The following is an 18,996-nucleotide window of genomic DNA, read 5'->3' on the forward strand; positions in this document are numbered from 1 at the left end:
AGGTCGCGGGTTCCGTGAAGGCGATGATCCTGGCCGCCGGCCGCGGCGAGCGCATGCGGCCGCTGACCGACGCCACGCCCAAGCCGCTGCTCGAAGTGCGCGGCAAGCCGCTGATGCAGTGGCCGATGGAGGCGCTGGCCGCTGGTGGCTTCACCGAGCTGGTGGTCAACACGGACTGGCTGGGCGCACAGGTTTCGAGCCGCTTCGGCCCGAACCCATTGTTGAATGGTCATCCGGCGCTATCAATTTCATACTCCGACGAGGGCCGCGACTTCGGCGGCGCACTCGAAACAGCGGGCGGCATCGTGCGTGCGCTGCCCCTGCTGGGCGAAGTTTTCTGGGTCGCGGCCGGCGACGTGTTCGCACCCGGCTTCGCCTTCACCCAGGCGTCGGTCGATCGCTTCATCGCCAGCGGCAAGCTCGCGCACCTGTGGCTGGTGCCGAACCCGGCGCACAACCTCAAGGGCGATTTCGGCCTGTCGCCCGAGGGCCTTGCGCTGAACACGGCCGACGAGAAGTTCACCTTCTCGACCATCGGCCTGTACCGCGCCGCGCTGTTCGCACCGCCTTATTGCAGCATCCCGCCCGGCAACCCGGCCGGACTCAAAGCCCCGCTGGCGCCGATCCTGCGCGCCGCGATGGACAATGAACAGGCAAGCGCCGAGCTGTACACCGGCCCCTGGACCGATGTGGGAACGCCCGAACGACTCGCCCAACTGAACACGCCAAGATGACCTCAGCAGACACCACCACGATCTACGCCGAGCGCCGTGCGCGCCTCGCTTCGCAACTGGGCAAGGACGGCATCGCGATCATTCCGACCGCGCCCGAACGGGCGCGCAACCGCGACACCGACTTCCTGTACCGGCACGACAGCTACTTCTACTACTTGACCGGCTTCACCGAGCCCAACGCCTGGCTGGTGCTGGCGGGCGACGGCCGCGCCACGCTGTTCTGCGCGCCGAAGGACCTGGAACGCGAAATCTGGAACGGCTTTCGCCTCGGCCCCGACGCCGCCCCCGCCGCGCTGCGCGTCGACGAGGCCTTCTCGGTCGACGACCTCGATGCGAAGCTGCCCAAGTTGCTGGAGAACCGCGCGACCGTGTGGTTTCCGTTCGCCATCCACAAGGGCCTTGAAACCCGTGTCGACGGCTGGCTGCAATCGGTGCGTGCGCGCGTGCGCTACGGCGCGCTGTGCCCCGAGGAGCAGCGCGACCTGTGCGGCCCGCTCGACGAGATGCGCCTGGTCAAGGACGCGCACGAGCAGGACATCATGCGTCGCGCCGCGCAGATCAGCGCGCGCGCCCATGTCCGCGCGATGCAGCTGTCGGCCCGCATGCTGCGCGAGGGCAAGGATGTGCGCGAGTACCACCTCGACGCCGAACTGCTGCATGAATTCCGCCTGGGCGGATCGCAATACCCCGCCTACGGCTCCATCGTCGCGGCCGGCGCCAACGCCTGCGTGCTGCACTACAGCGCCGCCGCCGTGCCGGTGCGCAAGGGCGAGCTGGTGCTGATCGACGCGGGCTGCGAACTCGACGGCTACGCGAGCGACATCACCCGCACCTTTCCGGCCGATGGCAAGTTCAGCGGCCCGCAACGCGCGCTGTACGACCTCGTGCTTGCGAGCCAGGACGCGGCGGCCGCCGTCACCAAGGCCGGCCACCGCTTCAACGACCCGCACGACGCGGCCGTGAAGGTGCTGTCGCAGGGCATGCTCGACCTGGGCCTGCTCGATGCCGACAAGGTCGGCAACGTGCAGGACGTGATCGACTCGCGCGCCTACTTCCAGTTCTACATGCACCGCACCGGCCACTGGCTCGGCATGGACGTGCACGACTGCGGCAGCTACGTCGAGCCCACGCAGGTCGGCGAAGTGAGCGAGCGCAAGGATCCGCTGTCGAACGAAGTCATCAAGAACCGGCCGAGCCGCATCCTGCATCCCGGCATGGTGCTGACGCTGGAGCCCGGCATCTACGTGCGGCCCGCTGAAGGCGTGCCCGAGCAGTTCCACCACATCGGCATCCGCATCGAAGACGACGCGATCGTCACGGCCACCGGCTGCGAACTCATTTCGCGCGGCGTGCCGGTGAAGGCGGACGAGATCGAGGCGCTGATGCGAGCTTGACGGCCCGCTGCGACACCGGCGGCGGCGCATGCCGCGCCTGCAGGAAGTCGATGAACACCCGCAGCTTGCGCGGCATCTGCGCGCGGCTCGGGTGGTAGAGGTAGAAGCCCGGAAAGGTCGGCCACCAGGGCTTGAGCAGCGGCACGAGGCGGCCGCTTGCGAAGTCTTCGCGCACCGCACCCTCGAAGGCCGAGGTGATGCCCGCACCGGCGCGGGCCGCGGCCAACAACACCTCGCTGTCGTTGCTGATCAAGGGCCCATCGAGCGCGATGTCCAGCACGCGCCCGTCCTGCGCGTATTCCCAGCGATAGAGGCCGCCCGTGGTCAGGCGGTAGTTCAGGCACCGGTGCTCGCGCAGGTCTTCGGGCACGCGCGGCGGCTTGCGGCCCTTGAGGTAGCGCGGCGCGGCAAAGGTGACCATGCGCAGCGGGCCACCCACCGGAACGCCCACCACGTCCTGCGCCAGGCTTTCGCCGAGACGGATGCCGGCATCGAAGCCGCCTTCCACCAGCTCGACCATGCGGTTGTCGCAGACCAACTCGAGCGTGATGTCCGGGTAGGCGTCGGCGAAATCGCCCATGTGCGGAAAGAGCAGCAGCTCGGCCGCGACGCGCGAGACATTCAGCCGCAGCAGACCGGCGGGCCTGTCGCGCGCCTCGTCGATGCCTTCGACCGCCTGCGCCAGCGCGGCAAGCCCCGGCCGTGCGCCATCGAGGAACTGCTGACCCAGCTCCGTCACGCCGACGCGTCGCGTGGTGCGGTCGAGCAGGCGCACGCCCAGGCGCTGTTCGAGCGCGCGCACAGTCTGCGACAGGGCGGAAGGCGACACGCCCAGTTCTTGCGCGGCGCGCGTGAAGCTGGCGTGGTGGGCCACCCGTGCAAAGGCGGCGATGGCGGGGAGCAGTTCGGGTGGCATGGCGTTCATTATGAAGACGGGCTTCATAAAGCATCAATCCCGGTGGGCTTTTTTCAAAGCAATGCCGCAACTACCTTCGAGGCCTTGGCGATGCAACCGCGCCGCCGCACCTCGAAAGGACATTCACCATGAAGCTCGACAACTACCTCACCCTCGGTCGCTCGGGCCTGCGCGTCAGCCCGATGTCGCTCGGCACCATGACCTTCGGCAGCGACTGGGGCTGGGGCGCCGACGCCAGCGAATCGCGCCGCATGTTCGACGCGTACGTGGACCGTGGCGGCAACTTCATCGACACCGCCAACTTCTATACCAACGGCAGCTCGGAAAAACTGCTGGGCCAGTTCATCGCCGGCAAGCGCGACTCGGTCGTCGTGGCCACCAAGTACTCGCTGAACATGCAGCCGGGCAACCCCAACGCGGGCGGCAACCATCGCCGCAACATGGTCCGCTCGGTCGAAGCGAGCCTGCAGCGGCTGGGCACCGACTACATCGACCTGCTGTACCTGCACATCTGGGACAACCTCACGCCCATCGACGAAGTGATGCGCGCCTTCGACGACCTCGTGCGTTCGGGCAAGGTGCTCTATGCGGGCATCTCCGACACGCCGGCCTGGCAGGTCGCGCGCATGCAGACACTGGCCGACCTGCGCGGCTGGGCGCCACTGGTGGCGCTGCAGATCGAGCACAGCCTGATCGAGCGCACCGTGGAGCGCGAGCTGCTGCCGATGGCGCACGAACTCGGCCTGGGCGTGATGGCCTGGTCGCCACTGGGCAGCGGCGTGCTGACGGGCAAGTACACGCGCGCCGACCTCGGCCACACGCAGAGCGCCGAAGCGGGCGTGACGGGCACGCGCAAGGACGTGACGGCCGGCAATGGTGCGCTGCAGCCGCGCTCGCTCGACATCGCGGACGTGGTGGCGCAGATCGCGAAAGAGCAGGACCGCTCGCCGGCGCAGATCGCGCTGGCGTGGCTGCTGCATCGCACGGCGCCGACGGTCATGCCGATCATCGGCGCGCGCACCTTCGCGCAGTTCGAGGACAACCTGGGCGCGCTCGACGTGGTGCTCGATGCCGATGCGCTGCAGCGCCTCGATGCGGTGAGTGCCGTGGCCAAGGGCTTCCCGCACGACTTCATGGCGCTGCCGATGACGCAGGGTGTGCTGTCCGGTGGCAGCTCGGTGCGTCGCCCGGCATGAGGCGATCGAAGGTGGTGGTGATCGGCGCGGCCGGCACCATCGGCCGCGCCGTGGTGGCGGAACTCGGCGAGCGCCACGAGGTGATCGCGGTCTCGCGCCACGGCACGCCGTTGTGTGTCGATCTCGATGCGCCGGCCACCATCGATGCGCTGTTCGATGCGGTGCCCGACATCGACGCCATCGTGTCCACCGCCGCCAGCGTGCCGCTCGCGCCCTTCGGCACGTTGTCAGACGAAGGGCTGGCGCGGGCGTTGCACGCCAAGCTCTTCGGCCAGATCGCGCTGCTGCAACGCGCGGCGACGCGCCTGCGCGAAGGCGGGTCGGTCACGCTGACGAGCGGTCGCTTCGACGGTGTGTTGCCGGGCGGCAGCGCGGGCGCACTCGCGAACGCGGGCCTGGAAGCCTTCGTGGCGCAAGCCGCGCCCGAACTGCCGCGCGGCCTGCGCGTGAACGTGGTGGCGCCCGGCTGGGTGCAGGAGACGCTGGACGCGCTCGGCCTGCAAGGGCCGAAGGGCACGCCGGCGCGCGAAGTGGCGCGGCTCTATGCAGCAGCGGTGGAAGGCGCGATGAGTGGGCAGGCCCTGCGCATCATCACGTGACGTCAGGCGAGCAAGGCCGCGAGCAACAGGTAGAGCAGCAGGCCGAACAGCGCGATGGCCGCTGCCGCAAATCCGATCCAGTGAAAGCGGCGCGGCGCGTAGCTCAGCAGGCCGACCGTGGCGACGGCCGCCGCAGTGAGCGAGCCCAGCCACAGCACCCAGCCGATCGTTCGGCCGGAAGCCTGCAGGCTGGCGCCGAGCGACACGCACAACAGCGCGGTGCCGCCCAACTGCAGCCAGCGACGCCACGACCCCGGCGTGCTGCCGCGTCCGAAGACGTCTTCGCTGTGGCGGTCCATCGCAAGGCTCAGCGCGCAGAAGCCGGCGAGCGATGCGGCGAACACCAATCCGAAAAGCAGCGCGTTCATCGCGACCTCACGAGCCCTGGCCCGAGGTGGCAAGCCCCGACGGCGGTTGTTTCCTGGCCGCCTGTGCTGCGATGGTCTTGCGGCGCTTGCGCTCCACGATCCAGACGGCACCCGCAAGGCCGAGGCCCAGCGCCATCACGACCAGATCGAAACCCGCCACCGCGCTCGGACCCATGCGCAGGCTCACCGTCAGCGGCGCGGGGCCGGTGAACGCGTTGAGCACCGGCAGTAGCGCGAACAGCAACGCGCCGAGCGCGAGTTGCGCCTGCCACATGCGCAGCGTCGGCCGCAGCAGGCCCAGCACGGCCGTCGCACCCCAGACGATGAAGAACCAGCGGATCTCGGCCTCGCCGCGATCGGCCACGTCCAGCGGCAGCAGGCGGTTGGCCCAGAAGAAGGACGCCATCGCTACCGGCAGGCCGGCCACGGCGCCGAGGTTAAGCCCGTCGACCAGCCGCAGCCCGAAGCCGATGCGCCCGCCTTGCTTGAGCGTCTTGGCAAACTTCTGGCGCTCCTTCACGGCCCACAGCAAGAGTCCTGTCGCCACCATCAGGCAACCCGCGATGCCCGAGAGGAAGAACAGCGCGCGCAGCAGCGGATCGGCGAAGCGGCCGATGTGCAGCCCGTAGAGCACGCCGCGCGTTTCAGCGGCCGGCTTGGGCGCGTCGCCGAACGCGCCGATCAGCGCGCCGGTGGCGCCGTTGAACTGCATCGACGGCTGGTCGTATGACAGCTGCGGCCCTTCGGCACGCGTGATCGACACCACGGAATTCGCGTCGTTCGGCAAGTGCACGGTGATGCGGCCCACGGCCGCGCCGTCCCAGTGCGCGGAGGCCTGCGCGACCATCGGCGTGATGGGCGCGAGCGGCACCTTGGTGCCCGAAGTCTTGAACTGGTCGCGACCGCCGCCCGGGAAAGCCTCGGAGAAGAACGCCTGCTCGCCGCCACGGTCCTTGTAGGCCACCTGCGGGCCCCACGGCATGTACATGAACATCAGCGTGACGAGGCCGGTGTACGTGATCATCAGGTGATAGGGCAGCGCGAGTACCGCCGTCACGTTGTGCGCGTCGAGCCACGAGCGCTGGCCCTTCTTCGGGCGGAAGGTGAAGAAGTCCTTGAAGATGCGCTTGTGCGTGACGATGCCGCTGAAGATCGCGACCAGCATGAACATCGCGCAGAAGCCGACGATCCAGCGGGCCCACAGCGCGGGCATGTAGTGCAGGTCGAAGTGCAGGCGGTAGAAGAACTCGCCGCCGCGCGTCTCGCGCGCAGCGGTCATCGCCTGGCCCGTGGCCGGATCGAGCATCGCGCGATCGAAGCGCCGGCGCCGCTCGACGGGCGCAGAGCCGGGCGGCGGGGGCGGCTTGAGCCACAGCACGCTGGTCGACGGCTCGCGCTCGGTCGGCAGCGTGATGAACCAGCGCGGGGCATCCGCGCCGCGCTGCTGCAGGAAGGCCACCGCCGCTTCGGCCGTCTTCGCCTGAGGCGCCGGGGTTTGCGCGATCGCATGCAGCTCGGGCTTCATCCAGAGCGTGATCTCGTCCTTGAAATACGAAGCGGTGCCCGCCGCGAACACCATGAACAACACCCAGCCGACCAGCAGGCCCGACCAGGTGTGCAGCCAGGCCATCGACTGGCGAAAGCCTTCCTTCATGCGCGGCCCCCGGTGATCCGGATGAGCAGCAGCAACAGCAGGCCCAGCGGCACTGCGGCGATGGCGAGACCGGACCAGGCACGCCACGCAGTGCGTGCGGCAAAGACCCACATCACGGCGAGCGCGAACACGATGAAGGAGGCCAGCGTGCCGGTCATCGCGGCTTCGCTGCGCGCCATGCCGAAGGCCGCGGGCAGGCACAGCGCGAGCACGGCGGCGGACAGCGCCGCGACGCCGTAGCCGCCGGCGATGGCGGCGACCGCGCGCGAAGCCACGCCAAGGCGGTAACGAACGCCGGCGGTCACGACGCGCGCCGGACGGCGCACGAGGTCGTTCGGGAATTCATGGAAAGGGAAAGGATCGGAGAAGATGAGAATGATACGCATCTTGATAAAGACCGATCTTTTCGACGACCACCCCGCGACGCGGGGATTGGCACGCAGTTCGGGCCAATGCTCACGCGCCGGCCCGGACCTTTTCTGCGCTTCCTACGGCGCAGGCCCCGCCGGACGCCAGCGCCCGGCGTTCGCGCGCCATTCATAAAGACGCGATCCGATCTGCACCCTGTCGCCGTTCGCGACGTTGGCGGGGAACAATTGGTCGTACGCGCGCAGGCGGTAGCCCAGGAAGCTCGCCGACGCCTCGACGTAGCCGTCGGCCGAAACGACGGCCGCCCCCACGCCCATCAGGGGTGCGGACTGCTGCACAAGGCCGGTGACGTTGGACACGATCGACGCCTGGCCGTCGAACCTGGCGCCCTGCGTCATCGTCCCTGCGCCGCTGCGTACGGCTACCAGGCCACCCACCGCATCCGCGTCCAACTCGAACAAGCCGGCGGATGAAGCCCGCCCCGCGCCAACCCCCGCCAGGTCGACCGTCGCCGGAAGGTATCCCTTCGCCTCGATGACGAGTGCGCCCGAAAACGGCTTGGCGCCGAATGTCGAGGCACCGAAGGTCAATGCGCCGAACATGTGGCGCTACTCCGTCGGTGCCGCGGGCACGGGCGGCGGTTCGCTGCCGGGCTCCAGCTCCGGCTCCGGAGCGGGCTGGAACGCGAGGAAGTCGCACACCGGCAGCATCGGCAGGAGCTGCTCGACGGTCGGCTCTTCAGCCAGGCCCGCGGTCACCTTGTCCTGCAGCGCATAGCAGAAGTCCCACACCAGCGAGCGCCATGCACGAAAGGCACGCCCCTGCGCCTGGAAGCGCGGCACGGCGGGCTCGTCGGCATAGGTCACCGCAGTCCGGATGTCGTCGTATCCATGGGCGGCCGCAGTGAGGTCGAGGTGCTTCTGGACTTCGCTCCGCAACGCGGCCGCCCGCTCCTCGCGCGTGGGCTCGCGGGGTTCGGGCGCTGGCGGCGCGGGCTCTTCCACCGGCACCTCCGGCAGCGAAGGCTCCGGTGGAAGTTCCGGCACGGGGATGTCTTCTTCCACCCACCTGCCGTTGGCCGCCGCGAAGTGGCGCTTTCCTTCGACAGCGGGTGGTGGCGCTGTCGCCATGCAGTTGCCCGGGATGAGCCACACATCGCCTTCGTCGGCCGGCGACAGGTCACTTTCGTCGAGTTCGACCGGGCCGGCATAGATCCGGTCAGGTCCGAATGAGTAAACGGTCTTGGTTTTCATGGTCAGTACTTGATGCATGCGAGGTAGGCGTTGTTGCGCGGGCGGGCCTCGGTTTCGCCGATGGCGAGCACTGAAACATTGGCGTGGTCGCCCTTGATGCCGATGCCGGTGGCGGCGGCATATATGCCGATGCCTGTGCCCGACGCACCAACTCCCACGTTGTGACCGTGATTGCCGACAGGGTCCGTGCCGCGACCGGTTTCAGTCGTGCTGAAGCCATAGCCTATGGGGGTCACCGCTGCGACATAGGCCGGCGCGGTGCCTAGGTAGCCGTGCGCGTGAGATCCCTGCGCATCGGTCCATGCACCGTGCGCGTGGCCCGGATCCGCAACGCCATGCGCATGACCGGGATCGATGATGCTGTGCCCGTGTCCGGAGTCGCTCACGCCATGCGTGTGCGACAGGTTCGCGCTGTCCTGGTATGAACCCAGCGCGCGTCCGGGATCGAGCCCCCGCCCTTCATCCAGCCCTCGATCGAACACGCCCCGCCCATCGGGCAGGTTGAACGTGGCCGAGCCATCGCCCGCCCCATACGTCGTGCCGATCTTCGCGAAGAGCCGCGCATACGTCGTGCGCGACACCGCCGCGCCATTGCGCTTGAGGTAGCCCGCGGGCGGCGTCGATTGCGCGAAGTAGCAGACCATGCCGGTCTGGTCGAGGCCGAGCGCTTCCTGCCAGTCCGCCTTCAGCTGGTCGGTGGACGCCGACAGGATGGTCAGGCCGATCTGCTTCGCACCTTCCGGAAAGTCGACTGCGGCGCCGGCATTGCTCGATGCGATGACCAGCGTCCGCGCAAGCGCAGCTCCGGTCATCGTGGCACGGCCCAGTTCAAACAGGCCGGTGGGGCGGCCGACAGAGTCGACCGCGTTGATCATGTAGTGGCAGGTGTCTCCCTCTGCCATCCCGGCGGCGGAGAACGGTCGATAGGCATCGACGGCGCCCTCCAGCGCGAAGGCGCCCAGCCCCACGGAGGTGCTGGACTCCAGGATTCGGTCGGCGGTCTTGTGTGCCATCGTGTGATGCCGTTCAGACCGTGAGGAACGCGACCTTGGTCGTCGCCTTCAAGCGAGGAACCACACCGGCCTGGATCGGGATGACAGGCGTCAGCGCACCGTGCAGCAGCAGCAGGCCGTTGCCCGCCGCGGCCGTGCCGATGCCCAGGTGCGTGGCCGTGCCGGTTGCCGTTCCTGCGACTTCCAGGAACTCAAGCGCGTTCACCAGGAAGCCCTCGCTCCCGATGACCGACCATCCGGCCGGGCTGCGCGGCACGGCCATGCGGACATAGCCGGGGTACACCAGTTCGTTCGTGCTCTGGTTCGAGCCGGCACCGGGCGCGGCGGTGAGAAGACTGATGTAGAGGTCCGTCGACGGACTCACGGAAGCGTTGTCGGCCAGACCGGCGATCGGCGTCCCGAGAAGAATCAGTTTGATGAAAGCGTTGGCGGATGCGGGTGAATATGCCATTCGTGGCTCCTGGTTGAGTGGGTTATGCAAGCGGTGGGTTAGCGGGCGAAAGGCCCATGAAATCGACCAGATCACAACGGGTCGGAATGTCTTTGTCGGCGAGGCCGTCGACGAATGCGTGTGCAGCCCGCTCGGCGCCGAAGCAACGCTGCACGTGGCCGGCAATGGCGCGCGCGAGGGCCCTGGCCTCTTCGAGCGTGAGCGTGATGAAGCCGTCGACGGCCTTGAAGTCGATGGCTTCGAGCCCTCCGGCTTCCATGTCGGCCAGTCGCTCGGCGAACGCAGCCCGGTCTTCGCGTCCGGTCTTGATCCGCACGCCACTTGCCAGCGTCAGTCCGCCGGTCTCGACGTTCCAGCGTTGTTCCGCCAGAGCGGCCTTGAGCTGCGCCTTCAGTTGAGCCGGCGTGCGCAGGTCACGCCATGCATGCGCCGACCAATCGAAGACGTGGTGCTCGCTCGGGCGTGCAGGCAGCGGTTCGGGCGAGCCGTTGCGGATGTACGAGCCGGGTGCGGCCGCGCCAAGGTAGACGGACTCGCCAGGCCCGGCCTGGGCATGGCACCACTCGACCGTGGCCTGCGTGCCGGTGCATCGGATCTCGCCGGTGCGGGTGTTGTAGACAGTGAAGTTGGGCATGGTTCAGCGGCGCGTGGACAGCGCATAGATGGAAGAGCCTCCCGTGCCTGCAGGCACAAGGGACGAGAAGAAAAGGGTGTGCCAGCCGGGGTTCAACGTCACCTGGACACCGCCTGTCACGGTGCTCCCCGCCACGCCGGCGCCAACCCAGCGAGGTATCCCATCGACTGTCAGCGTGACCAGGGACATCCCCGACACGAAGGTGGAAGCGAGGATGAAGGTATCCAGCGGCGCGCCCCCCGGCACGAAGTGATTCACTGCAACTGCATTTCCCGCCGAAGCCGCGAAGGACGGCACGGTGACGGACTGCCCGCGCAGGTTCAGCGTGTCGATCACGTCCACCTGATTGATCGTCAGCCCTTCGTTCTGCAGGTTGAAGCCCGGCCCCCAGAGCCTGAAGCGTCCCGTGGCGTTCTGCATCTGCAGGCCCATGCCGTTGCAGTTCAGCTCAACGAAGGTGTCGCCGCTGGTATGGCGCGCAAGCACCCATCCCCAGCCACCGTCATGGATCCACTTGTTGGCGCTGCGCACATACCCCCAGCCGCCCACGCCATCCCCAGAGATGTCGATCTGGCCCGCATTCACATAGCCCAGCCTGGCCGTGATCGCCGACAGCCGGTCGACGTTGATCGCCCGCGCAAGGATGGTGCCGTCGACGACCAGCGTGCCGTCGATGCCAACAGTCGGCGCGCCTGCCACGGAGCCCACCACGAACGGGTACTTGGTGACGCCGCCCGCAGCCTGCTGCGCGATGGCGAACCGGTCGACCAGCACCGTGAAGTTGCTCTCCTGGCCGTCGTTGTTCAGCAGCACGCCCGCCACCTTGTTGCCGGCCACCACCTTCAGGCCCCACTTGGCCGACAGCTTGCCGGTCTCGTCGGCGCGCACCACGGCTTCCTGGTTGATCGCAGCCTCGGCGCCGTTGACGCGCACCGCCAGCGTCGTGCGTGCCGCCGCTTCCGCGGCATCGGCCGTTGCACGTGCGGTCACTTCCTCGCGAATGGCCGCGACCGCGCCGCGATCGCTGGCCTCGGAGGTGTAGGGCGTGACCGGGAAGCGGCCTTGCTCGACCTTCACGAAGCGAATCCCGATGCCGCCACCCGCAACGTAGTCGCTCCACAGAAACGTGACCTTGCCCGTGACCGCAGCGGCTGGCGCGAGCGCTTCCACCGCAAAGTCGTTGCGCCGGAGCTGCTCGTTCATGAACCCGTGGCGCCCCGCCTTGAGATTGCTCGTGACGCCCAGCGAAGTGCCTGCCGCATCGAAGAACTCGAGCGCGAATCCGCTCTGGCCGACATCACTCAAGAACATCGCATCGCCCGAGCCGGCGTACCAGGTCCCGGGCCTGGCCGGAAAGGATGCGCTGGCCAGTCGGCCGGCAGCCGGAGCCGCCGCCTGAAGTCGCGCCGACGCACCCCAGTCGTCCTCCACGACGTCCCACGCGTTGCCCTGCAGTTCCCACTTGTCGAGCGCGAACTCGAACCCGCCGTTGAACACCAGGTTGGCACGCACATAGCCGACGGCTCGCGCCGAGACGGTATCGATGCGCTGTGCCAGTTGCTCGGCCGTGTCGGTGACCACCTTCTCGACATGCGTGATCGCCGTGCCGCGCTCGATGGCCTCATCGATCAGACGCTCGCTGATACCCGAGTTCACGTTCAGCAGATCGGCGACCTGCTCATCGAGACCCTCCTGCAGTTCCTTGATCGCATCGTCGATGGACGGCAGCGAAGCCAGCTCGACATAGCCCGCATCGCCGGCGTTGCTGGCCGCGTCGAACGCCACCACCCAGTAGATGCGCGTGGCGGCAACCGGCTCGGTGCGTGCGAAGTTGAGCGAACTCGTGCGACCGATCTCGACGGCCTGCGCCAACGTAGGTCCCACCTTGACGATGTACGCCGCAATGGGCTGCGTGGTGCCGCAGGGCTGCCATGCGAGTTCGATCTGCGCGCCCCACACCTCGCCGCGCACGATCGGCTGCGCCGGCTGCAGGATGTCGATGGTCGCGGCGACGGGGATGCCCCAGACGCCTTGCGTGTTGGCATGCGCCGCCCACACCTTCTGCGTGCCGGTATTCAGCCACCCGATGTTCGCGGACTGCGCCTTGCCCGTGAAGCGTTCGATGGCGGTTTCCCATGAAGCGCCGACACGGATCTGCGTCGCGCCCCAGTCCAGCAGGTTGAGGCCTGCCGGCGCGGACCAGCGTGCGATCACGCCGGCGGATTCCACCGCCAGGCTCAGGCCCGCGACGTCATCGGGAAACTCGCTGGGCCCCTGCAGCCTGTGCGTGACCGTGGTCCAGCTGCTCACCGCATAGGGCGTCAGGAAGCGCACGCGCACCTGGTACTCGCTGTGCACCGCAAGGCCGAGCAGGTAGGTCTCTTTCGCGTCCCCCGGCAGGTCCATCGACTGCCACTCACCGACCGGCGTGATCGAGCGCCATTCCACGCGCACCGCGCCGTTGCGCACCACCGCGGGTTCGGTGGAAGGCGACCAGCTCACCTTCGCACGCACGACCAGCGTGCCGCCCTGTTGCACCAGTTGCTCTTCGCCGCTTTGCACCTGCAGGTCGAGCGGCGCCTGCGGTTGCAGGAACGGGCTCGGCAGATTGGTGTTCGGCGCCGCATCGGCCTGCACCTCATCGGCCAGGTCGTAGTAGGCCGGCACGTCCTCGATCACCAGCAGCGATAACGGCGCGTTGCGGGCATAGGTCCAGTCCTGCACACGGAAGGTCTTGTTGGCAAAGCCGTACAACGCGCTCGTGAGCACGATGCGGTCGCCGGGCTGCAGGTGCCACGCCAGCATCTTGGGATGGATGCGCAGCACGAAGCCGCCGCGGCTCTGCTCGACCACCACGCGGGCGATCTGGTGGCAGCGCACATGCGATGTCGTGAACGCCAGCGCCATGTCGGTGAACTTGTCCTTCGCATCGAGCGCGCGGAAGGTCGGGTTCTGGTACGGCGTGAAGTCTTCACTGACGCCGTTGCGCGCCGCGTTGACGTAGGTGCCGCGCATGCCGTTGAAGCGGCTCGTGCCGGGGTTGGCGGTTTGCACCACCGCCGTGGGCGCCAGCATGTCGTCGTCGGTGAGGTTGAGCACCGGCGTGGACCACGCACCGGCCTGGATGCGCCAGACACCGCCCGACTCCAGGCTGAAGCCCGCCATTGCATCTTCGAGCTGCTGGCGCGTCGACTCGCGGTCCTGATCCGAGCGGAACATGCCGTCGCAGACATACAGCGCCCGCGAGTTGCCGTAGTTGACGGCATCGACCGCGCCGTAGACCTCCTGGTCGCAGGCGTTGGCCGCGGCGATCAATGCGTTCTCGTCGATCTGGTCGGTGGCCGCGAGGTAGCCGGTTTCCGAGCGCAGGAAGTCGGCCAGGCACAGCGCGGGGTTGCGCGAGTAGGCGGTCTGGCCGGTGCGCGGGTCGTACACCTTCTTGCCGCGCAGCCTGGCCGTGATCTCGGGAAGACCGCCCTGGAAGCGCTCGAACAGCATGTTGAGCGTGACCACTGCGTAGGTGCAGCCGCTCAGCTTGTGCTGCTCGGTCCAGAAATTGGCGCCCGGGAAGGTCTGGTCGACATTCCAGCGAAGGAAGGCATCGGCCGTGTCCACGCCACCCGGCGAGGTGTGGAACTGCACGTTCACCGCCGGGCCTTCCGAAGGCCAGCCAGTGAACAGCGGCGGCATCTGGAACTCGGCGCCGTCGGTCCAGCCGAATTCGTTGGGCCGGCCCACCGACGTACCTTCGATGAAGATCTCGTCGATGGCTTCGCATTCGTGCGAGGCGAAGACCATCACGACATGCTTGAACTGAGCCATCTGGCCACTGTCGAGCACCGCGACAACGGCACCGCCAATCCGCGCGGGTGCGCCGTAGACCGTGGCCCAAGGGGCTTCCGCGCTGACCAGCGTGGCCGTGCGGTCGCGCAGGTTGGCCATGTCTTCGGCGGCCTTGCGGGCTGCAGCTTGCCGCGCCTTCTTCTTGGCTTGCGAAGAGGCGTAGGCCGAGCTCGCAACAGAGACTACGGCCGCAATCGCAGCCCCATAACTCGTCACAAAGGAGGCAATCAAACCGATGATGCCCGACACCGGCTCGGCATGTGCCGCGGCCGTGAAGCAAAGAAGGCCCAGCAGAACGCTAAGCAGTCGAGTCAGATACGCCATGCGGCCACCCCCTCTGTGATTGGAAGAAATGCCAACCGGTCATTGCCCGGCGCCACCACGTGCGGCCCCGTGCAGATGCCGAAGCTGTACCCGGAGACGCGCCCGATGCGCCCACCACTGCGTGCCAGCACGACATCACCGCGCTGTGCCATCCGGCCCGGCAACGCCGGCCCCAGAAGCGCCGTGGCCGCAGCCTCGAAACCGCCTGCGGCGCGCACGTGCCTGAGTGCCGCCAGCAGTCTCTTGGGCGCCAATGCGCCACCCTGTGCACGCAGCGACTCCAGCGGATCGGTCCCGCGCCGTTCGCGCACCCAATCCGCCGCGATGGTTGCGCAGTCGTGTTCGAAATACGCGAAGCCGGTGTGGCGTCGTGCATCGATGAAAGTGTCGAGATCGATGCTCATTTGCTGTGCACACCCAGGTTCTGTCGATACTGAAGATTGGCTTGCAGCCACTTGCCGACCCAGACAGCCGGGTTGCCGATCAGGCTTGAGAGATACGAGAAGCCCATCTCACCCGGATGCCGCGCCTGGTGCTGCGCGTTGTTCATGCGAAGTGCTGCAGGGTTGCTTCGCACGTCATAGCTCGCGGTGCGGCAGTCCATGCTGATCGAGGCGGTGTTGCCATCGCGATCGATCTTCATCTGGTCCATCACGCCCACGAAACGCAACACCGGCGAGCCGTTGATCTGCAGCGTGTTGGCATCGAGCATCGCGATCCACACGCGCACACGACGGTCCTGGTAATCGGAGGGATCGCCGAGCGCCAGCGCGCGTGTGCCGATGTCCACCGGCGAGAGCGTCAGCGTGAGCTTCTCGGCCGCGCCGTCTTCGCTCTCGTGCAGCTCGCCGATGGAGCCGAGATTGCCCACGCCCTGCCAGGTCTCACCCATCACCTGGACGCTGAGCGGCCAGTTGGTGAAGCGTGCGGTGCCCGAGCGCAACTGCAACTCGACGAGTGCGAGCTCGCCGTATGCGGCCGCGCCGGCTGCGGCCTGAAAGCCGCCATTGACAGGTACCGTCATTCCCAGGACTCCATCAGATCGAGGCTGAAGCCGCCTTGCGTGCGCGACTCCGAAGACCAGTTGTTCTTTGCGTCCGTCTTGCGCATGAGGCAGGTCGGACGGTCCCAGATCACCGCGCTGCCCGCGGCAACCGCCACGCGCAACACCGGCTCGATCTGCACCACGATCAGCCCTGCGGCGTTGGCCACTGCATCGGCCTGCACGTGCAGCAACTGCCGTTGAATCGATCCTTGGTTGACACCGATCCAGTCGCCCTGCAGCAGCGTCTTGCCCGCCTGGGCCACGCCCAACTGGATCGACAGCGAAGAGGCACCAGCCGCAGCCGCGAGCGCCGTCCACACACCGCGTGCCGTGCCGCGAGGCGCCGGCTGCAGCATGTCGCTGACCGCCAGCACATTGACCTGGCCGCGCAGCGCGTGCACCAGGCTGCGCCACATGGCGGCCTCGCTCATCAGCGGAATGCGCTCTTCACTCACGAGTGCACAGGTGCGGCGTGGCGGTGCCAGCACGGCCACCTGCGACGAACCGGTGTCGCCGCTGCTGAAGCTCAGGTCGAAGGTCTGGATACCGAAATCCTGGCGCTTGACCGGCAGGTTGGGGGGCAGGGTGACGATGCTCATTGGGGCACCACCCGCAGACGCTTGAGTTGTTCCATTTGGCCCTTGTTGTTGGCTTGAAGCGCACGGTCCAGATCGGCGAGCACGGCGCCGCGATCGGACCTTGAATCGATGTTGAAGACGTTGGTTGGCGCGTAGTGCAGGCCACTGCCGCTACCGCCGTCCGAGCCTTGAGCACTGACGCCCAGGCGGCCGTCGGAGCCACGGCGCAGCGGCATGATGGCTTCGGGCCCGGCTTCGCCCATGAGGCCGATGCCGTTGGCGAACGGGAAGAACGTGGGTGTGCCGACCACGCTGTTGGCGTAGGCGTGCAGGCCAGGCGATGCGAAGACGTTGCCGTTGGCGTTCGCAGCCCACCCCTTCAGGCCGATGAACGTGCCTAGCGTGTCGCCGCCCAGGAGGTTGGAAACACCTGCTGCCGCGGAAGTCCATGCACCACCGAGGAGGCCCGAAACCGCGCCGAAAAGTCCACCGAGTCCCGATGAAGAGCCTTTCGAGTCGGATGCACCACCGCCCGAGATCGATCCCTTGAGCGCGCCCGTCAGCCAACCGGCGAATCCATCCACCGCGTCCTTCAACGTCGCGTCGTAGAAGGCATCGGCCAGCGATTTGACGAGCTTCTTCTTGAGCCCTTCACCGATCTTGTCGATGGCATCCCGGCCGCCACCTTCCAGCAGGTTGACGAAACCGTCGCGGAACACGCCGCCGATGTCGTCGGACATCTTTTTCGACTTTTCCTCGTCCTTTGCCTTTTCCTTCTTCTGCTTCTCGTCGGTGGTTTTCAGGCGTTCAGAGGTCTCGGTCGCGGCGAGCAGTTCTTTCTCGGCATCGCGACGGGCGTACAGCGACTTCAGGTAGGCCGGATCGACGTTCTCTGTCGCATCGAGCTCCTGGATCTGCCGTTCCGTCTGCGCAATGGTCAGCTTCTGGATCGCCTCCTTGGACATGCCATACACGGCGTTCTGTTCCTCTTGCGCACGAACCTGCTCGCGGATTTTTTCCGTCGCTTGCTGCGAGGTCTTGAGCACGTTGCTCTGAGACGCGGCCTCCATCTCCGCGAAGGTGCGTTCGGCTTCTGCATTGACAAAGCCACGCTGCTGGTCGATCTCCCCTGCCTTGGCTTCCAGCTTTCGCTTGTCGCCAGCGGACCCTTTCCTGGAACCCAGCAGGCGCAGTTCCTTCTGGATGGCCTCCTCCTGGTCCGTCAGGTCCTGGAGTCGCAGATCGCGTTTTTGCCGGACGACGCCATAGTCGGTGAGCAGATCGCGTTTGCGCAGGCTGTCGATGTTCTTGAGGCCCTCGGCGGTAAGTCGTGCCTTGGCGTTGTATTCCTCGCGCACGGCTTCGATACGAGCTCGAAGGCCATCGTCCTCGGCGCGGCTGATGCCGGAAGCCCCTGCGTTTGTCGCGGGGCGATCTTTTTTCTCGCTTTCCGTGCTGGACTTCTTGATGGCGGCGTCGTTCTCCTTGGCGCGCTGCCCCTGCAGATACGCGCCATTGCGAGCCAGATGATCGGTTTCGACCAGTGCAGCCTTTTCTTCGCGCAGCTTCTCTGCTTCGCGGTCTCGCGTGGACTTTGATTTCGGCCGACCAAAGGCCGCGCCGTTGGCATTGACGGCAAAGCCGTTGCCTTGCTCCAGCGCGCTCAACTGTTCAAGCTTTTTGTCGATTTCGCCAATCTTCTGCTGGGTGGTTTCGGGGCGACCGATGTTCAACATCGAGTCCCAGGCCCGCTTCGCGACGCCCGTCACGGCAAGCCAGCCGCGCTCCATGCTGCCGAGATTGCCGACCACCTCGGCAGTGCGTTGCTTCATCGCGGTGGCGAAGGTTTGCTGCGCCAGCGCCGCAGCCTCTTCCGTCTTTCCCTGCTTCTCCAGGGCCACGATGCGCTCGTAGGTGCTTGCGCTCAGATAGTGGTAGGTCTCGTTGAGCTTGGCCGATGCCTTCGATGGCTCATCGGCCAGCTTGACGAAATTGCCAACGGCTTCGTTGATCGAAGTGCCCAGCACGCGGTTCATTTCCGCCGTTGCTCCAGCAACTTCATTCACGACGTCCCCGCCGATCCTGCCTGTGCTGACTACTGCGGCAATGGCCTCCGCGGCCTTGGCTTGCGTGCCTTGCGTTCCGGCGACCTCGATGGCTTTGGTTTGAAGTTGATCGGTTGTGAGCCCGACGTAGTTGCCGGTCATCGTCTTCGCGTTGGCGTAAGCCACTGCTTCCTTGCTGCCTTCGACATAGGCCTCTGTCAGCAAGGTCACGGCCTTCGTCGCGATGTTGAGCGGGGTGGCGATGCTCTTGATGTAGCCGCCCACAGCACCGAGGGTCGCGCCGACACCGCCGAAGGAGGACACGAGCTTCGTTCCTTCGCCCACCAGCGAGGTCAAGGGTGACTGGCCGGCCTGGATGCTGGAGAACAGGCTTTGAAAGGACGAGGCGACCTCCTTGGCAGAAGCTGCAGCCTTGGCTTTCGCCTCTTCCGCCTGGCTCGCTCCGCTGGAGATCCGGTCGATAAATTTCGCGAATTCATTGACGACCCGGGGGAGGTCCGCGTTCATTGACGAAGCGTCCATCGTCATCCGGATTGCCATTTGTTGTGTTGCAGCCATG

18 protein-coding genes are annotated in these 18,996 nt (G+C 66.9%); 4 read left to right on the forward strand and 14 right to left on the reverse strand.

Going from position 1 to position 18,996, the window contains the following annotated elements; genetic code table 11:
• Positions 1-23 precede the first annotated feature (23 nt).
• The gene (locus tag ACSFB7_RS15395) at positions 24-734 is read left to right on the forward strand and encodes a nucleotidyltransferase family protein (RefSeq protein ID WP_435471886.1); all 711 of its coding nucleotides are present in this window, start codon (positions 24-26) and stop codon (positions 732-734) included.
• Positions 731-2,128, forward strand: coding sequence for an aminopeptidase P N-terminal domain-containing protein (locus ACSFB7_RS15400; RefSeq protein ID WP_435471497.1), 1,398 nt, complete (start codon positions 731-733; stop codon positions 2,126-2,128). The genes ACSFB7_RS15395 and ACSFB7_RS15400 overlap by 4 nt, the downstream gene beginning before the upstream one ends.
• Here ACSFB7_RS15400 and ACSFB7_RS15405 read toward each other — a convergent pair.
• On the reverse strand, positions 2,070-3,044 hold the full coding sequence (locus tag ACSFB7_RS15405; RefSeq protein ID WP_435471499.1) for a LysR family transcriptional regulator: 975 nt from the start codon (positions 3,042-3,044) through the stop codon (positions 2,070-2,072). The genes ACSFB7_RS15400 and ACSFB7_RS15405 overlap by 59 nt on opposite strands.
• A 128-nt stretch (positions 3,045-3,172) precedes the next feature.
• Here ACSFB7_RS15405 and ACSFB7_RS15410 point away from each other — a divergent pair, with 128 nt between their 5' ends.
• Both ACSFB7_RS15410 and ACSFB7_RS15415 read left to right on the forward strand, forming a co-directional pair.
• Positions 3,173-4,240, forward strand: coding sequence for an aldo/keto reductase (locus ACSFB7_RS15410; RefSeq protein ID WP_435471501.1), 1,068 nt, complete (start codon positions 3,173-3,175; stop codon positions 4,238-4,240).
• A complete protein-coding gene (locus ACSFB7_RS15415; RefSeq protein WP_435471503.1) occupies positions 4,237-4,839 on the forward strand; it encodes a short chain dehydrogenase in 603 nt (200 codons plus the stop codon). The genes ACSFB7_RS15410 and ACSFB7_RS15415 overlap by 4 nt, the downstream gene beginning before the upstream one ends.
• 2 nt (positions 4,840-4,841) lie before the next feature.
• Here ACSFB7_RS15415 and ACSFB7_RS15420 read toward each other — a convergent pair whose 3' ends face one another.
• The 13 genes from ACSFB7_RS15420 to ACSFB7_RS15480 all read right to left on the reverse strand — a co-directional run bounded on the left by ACSFB7_RS15420 (position 4,842) and on the right by ACSFB7_RS15480 (position 18,995).
• Positions 4,842-5,207: a DUF3325 domain-containing protein gene (locus ACSFB7_RS15420; protein WP_435471505.1), complete on the reverse strand. Its 366-nt coding sequence runs from the start codon at positions 5,205-5,207 to the stop codon at positions 4,842-4,844.
• A gap of 7 nt (positions 5,208-5,214) precedes the next feature.
• A complete protein-coding gene (locus ACSFB7_RS15425; RefSeq protein WP_435471507.1) occupies positions 5,215-6,861 on the reverse strand; it encodes a PepSY-associated TM helix domain-containing protein in 1,647 nt (548 codons plus the stop codon).
• Positions 6,858-7,247, reverse strand: a complete 390-nt coding sequence (locus ACSFB7_RS15430) for a DUF3649 domain-containing protein (protein ID WP_435471509.1) — start codon at positions 7,245-7,247, stop codon at positions 6,858-6,860. The genes ACSFB7_RS15425 and ACSFB7_RS15430 overlap by 4 nt, the downstream gene beginning before the upstream one ends.
• A gap of 102 nt (positions 7,248-7,349) precedes the next feature.
• Complete coding sequence (locus ACSFB7_RS15435; RefSeq protein ID WP_435471511.1) at positions 7,350-7,832, reverse strand: hypothetical protein; 483 nt, start codon at positions 7,830-7,832, stop codon at positions 7,350-7,352.
• A 6-nt stretch (positions 7,833-7,838) separates the two neighbouring features.
• Positions 7,839-8,483 (reverse strand): hypothetical protein, encoded by a 645-nt coding sequence (locus tag ACSFB7_RS15440; RefSeq protein WP_435471513.1) that lies wholly within the window; start codon positions 8,481-8,483, stop codon positions 7,839-7,841.
• 2 nt (positions 8,484-8,485) lie between these two features.
• Positions 8,486-9,496, reverse strand: coding sequence for a phage tail protein (locus ACSFB7_RS15445; protein WP_435471515.1), 1,011 nt, complete (start codon positions 9,494-9,496; stop codon positions 8,486-8,488).
• Positions 9,497-9,509: 13 nt separating this feature from the next.
• Positions 9,510-9,947 (reverse strand): phage tail fiber protein, encoded by a 438-nt coding sequence (locus ACSFB7_RS15450; RefSeq protein WP_435471517.1) that lies wholly within the window; start codon positions 9,945-9,947, stop codon positions 9,510-9,512.
• Between the two features lie 22 nt (positions 9,948-9,969).
• Positions 9,970-10,581: a DUF4376 domain-containing protein gene (locus ACSFB7_RS15455; RefSeq protein ID WP_435471519.1), complete on the reverse strand. Its 612-nt coding sequence runs from the start codon at positions 10,579-10,581 to the stop codon at positions 9,970-9,972.
• A gap of 3 nt (positions 10,582-10,584) precedes the next feature.
• Positions 10,585-14,748 carry a phage tail tip fiber protein gene (locus ACSFB7_RS15460; protein WP_435471521.1) on the reverse strand — a complete coding sequence of 1,388 codons (4,164 nt, stop codon included), beginning with the start codon at positions 14,746-14,748 and terminating at the stop codon, positions 10,585-10,587.
• On the reverse strand, positions 14,736-15,152 hold the full coding sequence (locus ACSFB7_RS15465; protein ID WP_435471523.1) for a DUF6950 family protein: 417 nt from the start codon (positions 15,150-15,152) through the stop codon (positions 14,736-14,738). The genes ACSFB7_RS15460 and ACSFB7_RS15465 overlap by 13 nt, the downstream gene beginning before the upstream one ends.
• Entirely contained in the window at positions 15,149-15,772 is a 624-nt protein-coding gene (locus ACSFB7_RS15470) for a hypothetical protein (protein ID WP_435471525.1), read from the reverse strand. The genes ACSFB7_RS15465 and ACSFB7_RS15470 overlap by 4 nt, the downstream gene beginning before the upstream one ends.
• Positions 15,769-16,392, reverse strand: a complete 624-nt coding sequence (locus ACSFB7_RS15475; protein ID WP_187112981.1) for a hypothetical protein — start codon at positions 16,390-16,392, stop codon at positions 15,769-15,771. The genes ACSFB7_RS15470 and ACSFB7_RS15475 overlap by 4 nt, the downstream gene beginning before the upstream one ends.
• A complete protein-coding gene (locus tag ACSFB7_RS15480) occupies positions 16,389-18,995 on the reverse strand; it encodes a phage tail tape measure protein (RefSeq protein WP_435471527.1) in 2,607 nt (868 codons plus the stop codon). Before ACSFB7_RS15480 ends, ACSFB7_RS15475 begins: the two co-directional genes overlap by 4 nt.
• Between the last annotated feature and the right edge of the window lies 1 nt (position 18,996).

Origin of the sequence: Variovorax raffinosi (assembly GCF_051216615.1) — a bacterium.
In the GTDB taxonomy this organism is placed as follows: domain Bacteria; phylum Pseudomonadota; class Gammaproteobacteria; order Burkholderiales; family Burkholderiaceae_C; genus Variovorax.

Coding starts and splice junctions, on each gene's coding strand:
- ACSFB7_RS15395 (WP_435471886.1), top strand. CDS start 24: ATGATCCTGGCCGCCGGCCGCGGCGAGCGCATGCGGCCGCTGACCGAC.
- ACSFB7_RS15400 (WP_435471497.1), top strand. CDS start 731: ATGACCTCAGCAGACACCACCACGATCTACGCCGAGCGCCGTGCGCGC.
- ACSFB7_RS15405 (WP_435471499.1), bottom strand. CDS start 3,044: ATGCCACCCGAACTGCTCCCCGCCATCGCCGCCTTTGCACGGGTGGCC.
- ACSFB7_RS15410 (WP_435471501.1), top strand. CDS start 3,173: ATGAAGCTCGACAACTACCTCACCCTCGGTCGCTCGGGCCTGCGCGTC.
- ACSFB7_RS15415 (WP_435471503.1), top strand. CDS start 4,237: ATGAGGCGATCGAAGGTGGTGGTGATCGGCGCGGCCGGCACCATCGGC.
- ACSFB7_RS15420 (WP_435471505.1), bottom strand. CDS start 5,207: ATGAACGCGCTGCTTTTCGGATTGGTGTTCGCCGCATCGCTCGCCGGC.
- ACSFB7_RS15425 (WP_435471507.1), bottom strand. CDS start 6,861: ATGAAGGAAGGCTTTCGCCAGTCGATGGCCTGGCTGCACACCTGGTCG.
- ACSFB7_RS15430 (WP_435471509.1), bottom strand. CDS start 7,247: ATGCGTATCATTCTCATCTTCTCCGATCCTTTCCCTTTCCATGAATTC.
- ACSFB7_RS15435 (WP_435471511.1), bottom strand. CDS start 7,832: ATGTTCGGCGCATTGACCTTCGGTGCCTCGACATTCGGCGCCAAGCCG.
- ACSFB7_RS15440 (WP_435471513.1), bottom strand. CDS start 8,483: ATGAAAACCAAGACCGTTTACTCATTCGGACCTGACCGGATCTATGCC.
- ACSFB7_RS15445 (WP_435471515.1), bottom strand. CDS start 9,496: ATGGCACACAAGACCGCCGACCGAATCCTGGAGTCCAGCACCTCCGTG.
- ACSFB7_RS15450 (WP_435471517.1), bottom strand. CDS start 9,947: ATGGCATATTCACCCGCATCCGCCAACGCTTTCATCAAACTGATTCTT.
- ACSFB7_RS15455 (WP_435471519.1), bottom strand. CDS start 10,581: ATGCCCAACTTCACTGTCTACAACACCCGCACCGGCGAGATCCGATGC.
- ACSFB7_RS15460 (WP_435471521.1), bottom strand. CDS start 14,748: ATGGCGTATCTGACTCGACTGCTTAGCGTTCTGCTGGGCCTTCTTTGC.
- ACSFB7_RS15465 (WP_435471523.1), bottom strand. CDS start 15,152: ATGAGCATCGATCTCGACACTTTCATCGATGCACGACGCCACACCGGC.
- ACSFB7_RS15470 (WP_435471525.1), bottom strand. CDS start 15,772: ATGACGGTACCTGTCAATGGCGGCTTTCAGGCCGCAGCCGGCGCGGCC.
- ACSFB7_RS15475 (WP_187112981.1), bottom strand. CDS start 16,392: ATGAGCATCGTCACCCTGCCCCCCAACCTGCCGGTCAAGCGCCAGGAT.
- ACSFB7_RS15480 (WP_435471527.1), bottom strand. CDS start 18,995: ATGGCTGCAACACAACAAATGGCAATCCGGATGACGATGGACGCTTCG.